The organism is uncultured Schumannella sp. (assembly GCF_905479755.1).
In the GTDB taxonomy this organism is placed as follows: domain Bacteria; phylum Actinomycetota; class Actinomycetes; order Actinomycetales; family Microbacteriaceae; genus DCRR01.
Map to the genome: position 1 here is coordinate 1 of NZ_CAJQNT010000018.1, position 5,806 is coordinate 5,806.

Genomic DNA, 5,806 nt, shown 5'->3' on the forward strand with positions numbered 1-5,806 from the left:
CGTTGAGACGCGGACGAACAGACCTACCCTGGGACACGAGAACCTCCGTGTGATTGTGAAGACGTTAGACATCTCCACTAAGCCCGGAGGTTCTCCTGTTTCACAAGACCCGAACTGTCACCAAGGTCACTGCTGAGTACAACTAGACGCCCTCCAGCACCGCCATGGCCGCGTTGTGGCCGCCGAGCCCGCTGACGCCGCCGCCGCGCTGAGCCCCCGCACCGCAGCGCAGGATCCGCGCGTGCTCGGTCGCGACGCCCCAGCGCTCGGCCGCGGTGGCGCGCGGCGCCTCCTCCTCGAGGAAGGGCCACTCGAGCGGCCCGTGAAAGATGTTGCCCCCGGTCATGCCGAGGGCCAGTTCGAGATCGAGCGTCGTCTTCGTCTCCACGCACGGGCGGCCCGCGGCGTCGCGCAACACCACATCGGCGAGCGGTTCCCCGAGCACCGCGTCGAGCGAGCGGAACACCGCCGCCTCCAGCTCCGCGCGACGTGCGTCGTTGTTCTCGGCCGTGATCAGCCGGTCGGGCACTTGCAGCCCGAACACCGTCATCGTGTGCGCGCCGCTCGCCGCCAGCTCCGGGGAGAGGATCGTCGGGTCGGTGAGCGAGTGGCAGTAGATCTCCAGCGGAAGAGGGTCGGGGATGCGCCCCGCGCTCGCCGCCGCATGGGCCGCCCCGAGTGAAACCCAGCCCTCGTTCGCGTGGAAGGTGCCGCCGAATGCGGCGGCGGCATCCACCCCCGACTCCCGCAGGCGGGGAAGCCGCGAAAGCAGCACATTCACCTTCACCTGCGCGCCCTCGGCGCGCGGCGCCTCCTCGCCGAGCAAACGCGCGAGCTCGAACGGGGTCACGTTGGCGAGCACCCGGCCGGCGGCGATCCTGTGCTCGGCACCATCACGCGTGTACGCGACCTCGCCCTCGGGGGTGATGCTCGTCACCTCGGCGCTGTGCCGGAGCTCGGCCCCCGCGTCGAGGGCCGCGCGCCACAGCGCCCCGCTCACACTCTGCATGCCGCCGACCGGCACATCCCAGTCGCCCGTGCCGCCGCCGATCGCGTGGTAGACGAAACAGCGGTTGGCGGCGAGCGTTGCATCCACCGGCTCAGCGAACGTGCCGATCAGGGCGTCGGTGAGCACGACTCCGCGCACCAGATCGGAGGCGAAGGTGCGCTCGATGGCGGCACCAATCGGCTGCTCGACGAGCGCATCCCAGAGGGCGTCGTCGCCGAGGAGCGCGCGGGCCTCGCCGCGCGTCGGCAACGGTTCCGTCATCGTCGGGAAGAGCGCGCGAGCGAGACGGCCGGTGCCGGCCGAGAACTCCCCCCACGCGGCCGCATCGGTGCGCGCGCCGATCGAGGCGAACGACGCCTCGGTGGCGCCGGCATCCCCGGTGTCGATCAGCAGGCCGCGATCCTCACCCGGCACAGGCGTGTACGACGAGAAACGGCGACGCGCGAGCGTGATGTCGAGGCCCAGGTCGGTGATGATCCGGCGGGGAAGCAAGCTCACCAGATAGGAGTAGCGCGACAGGCGCGCCGCGACGCCCTCGAACGGCTCGACCGACACGGCGGCCCCGCCGAACTGATCGAGCCGCTCCAGCACGACCACCCGCAGGCCCGCGCGGGCGAGATAGGCCGCGGCCGTCAGACCGTTGTGGCCGCCGCCGACCACGACGACATCGGCGCGCTCGGTGCCGGTCACGGGGCTGCCGGTCACGGCGCGCTCGCCGCGCCGAGACGAGAAAGGATGCGTGCGGTGACCGACTCCAGCGCCGAGCGCTCGGCGGCGGTGAGGCCCTCGAAGAACAGGGCGCGAATCGTCTCGCCGTGGCCGCGCGTCGCCCGCAGGAACGCGCGGCGCCCCTCCGTCGTCACCTCCACCCAGGTGCCGCGCAGGTCGTCGTCGCAGGGGGTGCGCGCCACGAGGCCGCGGGACTCCATCCGGCGCACCTGATGGGAGACGCGGCTCTTGTCCCAGGCGAGCACCTCGACGAGATCGCCCGAGCGACGCCGCTTCTCGGCGACCGGAACCAGCGCCTGAAGCACCGCGTAGTCGGCCTGCGACAGTCCCGCGTCCGCATGCGTCTGGCGTTCGAGCGCCCGATCCAGATGCATCGTCATCATCATGTAGGAGCGCCAGAGCGCCCAGTCGTCCGGGTCGAGCATGCCCGCCTCCGCCATGCCGTCATGCTACGCGGTCGCACGCCAGAAAATTGCGGCACGCGACACCGGTGTGCCCGGGAATTGCGGCATCCGCAGGTTTCCACTGAATCCCGGCTGGACAGCGACTGAGCGCATCCGCGCGCCCTATTCTCGACTCCATGGTGCCGGAACCCGAACTTGCGACCGAGCTTCCGACGGCCGAGGAGACGATCGAACTCGTCGAGCGCTGGTTGCGTCGCAGTGCGAGTCATCGCGCCGACGCCAACGCCGAACGGCTCGCGGGGTTGCTCCAGGATCCGCGCGGCCTCGAGTTCACGATCGGTTTCGTCGACCGCGTCGTGCGCCCCGAAGACCTCCGAATCGCCGCACGCAACCTCGAGGCACTGTCGCGCCAGGTGCCCGACTTCCTGCCCTGGTTCCTCCGACTCGCCGTGGTGCTCGGCGGCGGGTTCGGCATCCTGCTGCCCTGGCCGATCGTGCCGATCGCGCGCGCCGTGTTCCGGCGGATGGTCGGCCACCTCGTCGTGGATGCGCATCCCCGGCGGCTCGGGCGCACCCTCGCGAAGCTGCGCGCCGGGGGCGCCCGACTCAACGTCAACCTGCTCGGAGAGGCGGTGCTCGGCGAACGCGAAGCGGAGCGGCGCCTCGACGGCACGCGCGCGCTGCTGGCCCGCGCCGACGTCGACTACGTCTCGATCAAGGTCTCCTCGGTCGTCAGCCAGCTGTCGATGTGGGGGTTCGAACACACCGTCGACCGCGTGATCGAACGGCTCGTCCCGCTGTACCGGCAGGCCGCCGAGGCGCCGAGTCCCAAGTTCATCAACCTCGACATGGAAGAGTTCCGCGACCTCGACCTGACGATCGCGGTCTTCACGCGGCTGCTCGAGCGCGAAGAGTTCCGAAACCTCGAGGCGGGCATCGTGCTGCAGGCCTACCTGCCGGATGCGCTCGGCGCGCTCGAAGAGCTCACCGGCTGGGCCCGCAACCGTCGCCGCGAAGGGGGCGCGGGCATCAAGGTGCGCATCGTCAAAGGTGCCAACCTCGCGATGGAGCGCGTCGACGCGGCAGTGCACGGCTGGCCGCTCGCCACCTGGCCGACCAAAACCGCGACCGACGCGCACTACAAGCGCCTGCTCGACTACGCCCTGCGGCCGCGCAATGCCGAGGCGGTGCGGATCGGCGTCGCCGGCCACAACCTGTTCGACCTCGCATTCGCCTGGCTGCTCGCCGAGCGACGGGGCGTCACCGATCGCGTCGACATCGAGATGCTGCTCGGAATGGCTTCCGCGCACCAGGAGGCCCTGCGCGCGCAGTCGGGCGGCATCCTGCTCTACACGCCGGTCGTGCACGGCGACGAGTTTGACAGCGCCATCAGCTACCTGGTGCGCCGCCTGGAAGAGAACGCGAGCACCGAGAACTTCCTCTCCGGAGCGTTCCAGCTGGATGACCCGGCGATCTTCGAGCGGGAAGCGAACCGGTTCCGTTCGGCGCTCGCGCTGCTGTCCGCATCCATTCCGGACTCGATGCGCGTCCAGAATCGGATGACGCCCGACCTGCCGTGGAGTCTCCGGCCCTTCGACAACGAGCCCGACACCGACCCCTCGCGGGCGCCGAACCGGGCGTGGGCGACCGCGGCGCTCGAACGCAGCCTGCACTCGACGCTCGGGGTCGCCACCCTCGAGGCCGCGCGGATCGACACCGACGAGGCGCTGCAGGCGACCGTGACGGCGGCGGCCGGCGCCGGGCGCGACTGGGGGCGCGCCTCCAGCGACGATCGGGCGGCGCTGCTCGAGCGTGTCGGCGACTCGCTCGCCGCGTTCCGCGGCCGGCTGGTCGAAGTGATGGCGGCCGAGACCGGCAAGACCGTCGCAGAGGCGGACGTGGAAGTCAGCGAAGCGGTCGACTTCGCGCGCTACTACGCCGAGCGTGCGCGCGAACTCGACGCGATCGAAGGCGCCAAGTTCGTGCCCGCCGGCGTCATCCTCATCACGCCACCCTGGAACTTCCCGGTGTCGATCCCCGCCGGCGGGGTGCTCGCGGCGCTCGCCGCGGGCAGCGCCGCCATCCTGAAACCCGCCCCGCAGGCGCGACGCTCGGGAGCGGTGCTTGCCGAAGCGATCTGGGAGGCGGGCATCCCGCGCGACCTGTTCAGCCTGGTCGACGTGGAGGAGGGCGAACTGGGCCAGCGGCTGGTCACCGCGCCGGAAGTGGGGCGCGTCGTGCTCACCGGCGGATTCGAGACCGCCGCGCTGTTCCGCTCCTGGAAGCACGACCTGCCGCTGCTGGCCGAAGCCAGCGGCAAGAACGCGATCATCATCACCCCCAGCGCCGACCTCGACCTCGCGGTGAGCGACCTGGTCAAGAGCGCCTTCGGCAACGCGGGGCAGAAGTGTTCGGCGGCCTCGCTCGCGATTCTGGTCGGCTCGGTGGCCCGCTCGGAGCGGTTCCGCCGCCAGCTCACCGACGCCGTCGCGAGCCTCGCCGTCGGGCCTGCCGACGACCCGGCGACGCTCGTCGGACCGCTCGTCGAACCGCCGCACGGCAAGCTCGAACGCGCCCTCACCGAACTCGAAGAGGGGGAGAGCTGGCTCGTGAAACCGCGGCAGCTCGACGGCACCGACCGGTTGTGGTCGCCGGGGGTGCGCGACCGGGTGGCGCCGGGCAGCACGACGCATCGGGTCGAGTTCTTCGGGCCCGTGCTGGGGCTCATGGCCGCCTCCGATCTCGATGATGCGATCACGCTGCAGAACGACGTCGACTACGGGCTGACGGCGGGCATCCACTCCTTGGATCCGGCCGAGGTGTCGCAGTGGCTTGCCGAGGTCGAGGCCGGCAACCTTTACGTGAACCGGCCGATCACGGGGGCGATCGTGCGGCGGCAGCCGTTCGGCGGCTGGAAGCGCTCCTCCGTCGGCACCGGGGCGAAGGCCGGCGGACCGAACACGCTGCTCGTGCTCGGCGACTGGGAGCCGGTGGTCGAAGAACCCGACGGCGACCTGCGCCTGGACGGACTCGACGATCGCGTGCGCGCCGTCGTCGAGGCCGTGCAGCCCGCGCTCGACTACGCCGGGTTCGACTTCGTGCGCCGCGGCGCCTTCCGCGACGCGGCCGCGTGGGACGCCGAGTTCGGCGTCTCGCGGGATGCCTCCGAACTCGGTGTCGAACGCAACGTGCTGCGCTACCGCCCCGCCGCGATCGAACTGCGGCTGACCGCCGACGGGTCGATCGCCGAGTTCGCGCGACTGCTCGCGGCGGCGGCACTCGCGCGCTCGCCGCTGACGTTGAGCTCCTCGCGCCCGCTCCCGGCGGCACTCGTCCCGTTGCTCGATGCCGACTTCGGCGAGTTGCGCACCGACCGCATCCTCGTCGAGTCAGATGCCGCCTGGGTTTCGCGCACGAGCGACGAACGGCCGCACCGCATCCGGCTCGTCTCAGCGACGCGCACCCTCGCAGCCGAGCTGCGCGAGGCGATCGAGGGCGACCCCGACGTCGCGATCTGGGACGGACCGGTCACCACGGCCGGACGGATCGAGCTGCTCGCGTTCCTCCGTGAGCAGGCGGTCTCGGTGACGGCGCACCGCTTCGGCAACCCCGACCGCGGGTTCCTCGACCTGCGGGTGTAGCGCGCGCTGCGCCGCGCGCGCCG

Annotated in this window: 3 protein-coding genes; 1 reads left to right on the forward strand and 2 read right to left on the reverse strand. The window is 71.4% G+C overall.

What is annotated here, in order from left to right:
* Positions 1–142 precede the first annotated feature (142 nt).
* Together QZ258_RS05395 and QZ258_RS05400 are read right to left on the reverse strand one after the other, a co-directional pair.
* A complete protein-coding gene (locus tag QZ258_RS05395) occupies positions 143–1,714 on the reverse strand; it encodes an NAD(P)/FAD-dependent oxidoreductase (protein WP_294179665.1) in 1,572 nt (523 codons plus the stop codon).
* A complete protein-coding gene (locus QZ258_RS05400) occupies positions 1,711–2,178 on the reverse strand; it encodes a MarR family winged helix-turn-helix transcriptional regulator (RefSeq protein ID WP_294179666.1) in 468 nt (155 codons plus the stop codon). The genes QZ258_RS05395 and QZ258_RS05400 overlap by 4 nt, the downstream gene beginning before the upstream one ends.
* 140 nt (positions 2,179–2,318) lie before the next feature.
* Here QZ258_RS05400 and QZ258_RS05405 point away from each other — a divergent pair, with 140 nt between their 5' ends.
* A complete protein-coding gene (locus QZ258_RS05405) occupies positions 2,319–5,783 on the forward strand; it encodes a bifunctional proline dehydrogenase/L-glutamate gamma-semialdehyde dehydrogenase (protein ID WP_294179667.1) in 3,465 nt (1,154 codons plus the stop codon).
* Positions 5,784–5,806: the final 23 nt, after the last annotated feature.

Excerpts from the sequence above, each read along its gene's own strand:
- QZ258_RS05405 (WP_294179667.1), top strand. The coding sequence starts at position 2,319 with ATGGTGCCGGAACCCGAACTTGCGACCGAGCTTCCGACGGCCGAGGAG.
- QZ258_RS05400 (WP_294179666.1), bottom strand. The coding sequence starts at position 2,178 with ATGGCGGAGGCGGGCATGCTCGACCCGGACGACTGGGCGCTCTGGCGC.